At 50.2% G+C, this 1,034-nt stretch carries 7 tRNA genes and 1 rRNA gene; all 8 read right to left on the bottom strand.

Annotated elements, in window-relative coordinates:
• Positions 1-93 precede the first annotated feature (93 nt).
• A tRNA-Ala gene (locus BLS58_RS17150) sits at positions 94-169 on the bottom strand.
• A gap of 12 nt (positions 170-181) precedes the next feature.
• Positions 182-258, bottom strand: a tRNA-Pro gene (locus tag BLS58_RS17145).
• A gap of 128 nt (positions 259-386) precedes the next feature.
• Positions 387-463 (bottom strand) — tRNA-Arg (locus BLS58_RS17140).
• Positions 464-466: 3 nt separating this feature from the next.
• Positions 467-541 (bottom strand) — tRNA-Gly (locus BLS58_RS17135).
• A 14-nt stretch (positions 542-555) separates the two neighbouring features.
• Positions 556-631 (bottom strand) — tRNA-Lys (locus BLS58_RS17130).
• A gap of 96 nt (positions 632-727) precedes the next feature.
• A tRNA-Thr gene (locus BLS58_RS17125) sits at positions 728-803 on the bottom strand.
• 4 nt (positions 804-807) lie between these two features.
• Positions 808-883 (bottom strand) — tRNA-Val (locus BLS58_RS17120).
• A 56-nt stretch (positions 884-939) separates the two neighbouring features.
• A 5S ribosomal RNA gene (rrf, locus tag BLS58_RS17115) occupies positions 940-1,034 on the bottom strand; the annotation flags it as partial.

Below are 1,034 nucleotides of genomic sequence, written 5' to 3'. Positions count from 1 at the left end.
AAAAGTTCCGCTTCGCACACGGGGGTGTGCGTTGCGCTGGCTTGATTCATTCTTCTTACGCTTGGCTTTCATTCAGTTTTCAAAGGGCAACATTGGTGGAGCCTAGCGGGATCGAACCGCTGACCTCCTGCGTGCAAAGCAGGCGCTCTCCCGGCTGAGCTAAGGCCCCTTTCTATTGCAATGGTCGGGAAGACAGGATTTGAACCTGCGACCCCTTGGTCCCAAACCAAGTGCTCTGCCAAGCTGAGCTACTTCCCGTTCTAGAGTTTAGATATTAGAGGTTTGATGTTAGATGATGTTAGAAATTTGAAGTTAGACCTTTTGATTTTCTTCGTAACAAATCTTTCACTCCAACTTCTAACCTCCCACTTCCAACATCTAGAAAATGGCGCGCCCGAGAGGACTCGAACCCCTAGCCTTCTGATCCGTAGTCAGACGCTCTATCCAATTGAGCTACGGGCGCTTTTGGAGCGGAAGACGAGATTCGAACTCGCGACCCCCACCTTGGCAAGGTGGTGTTCTACCGCTGAACTACTCCCGCATATAAAATAAAAATGGTGAGCCATGGAGGATTCGAACCTCCGACCCTCTGATTAAAAGTCAGATGCTCTGCCAACTGAGCTAATGGCTCATGCAAGCTATGTAACTTGGATATTAGAGGATAGATGACTTCCAACCTCTCACTTTCAATTTCCGGATTCCGGATTCTAATTTCTGTATTCTGGAATGGTGCCGGCCAGAGGACTCGAACCCCCAACCTACTGATTACAAGTCAGTTGCTCTGCCAGTTGAGCTAGGCCGGCAAAATGGTGGAGGGTGACGGGCTCGAACCGCCGACCCCCTGCTTGTAAGGCAGATGCTCTCCCAACTGAGCTAACCCTCCAACAAAGCACTTATGCAGGATAAGAAAGGTACTATCTTATCTGCCAAAAAATCATAGCCAGGCGACGTCCTACGCTCTCAGGGCGTTTCCGCCCAAATACCATCGGCGCTGAAGAGCTTAACTTCCGTGTTCGGCATGGGAACGGGTGTGA

The organism is Natribacillus halophilus (assembly GCF_900100185.1).
Taxonomy (GTDB): Bacteria; Bacillota; Bacilli; order Bacillales; family Marinococcaceae; genus Natribacillus; species Natribacillus halophilus.
This window is presented reverse-complemented; position numbering and strand designations above follow the sequence as displayed.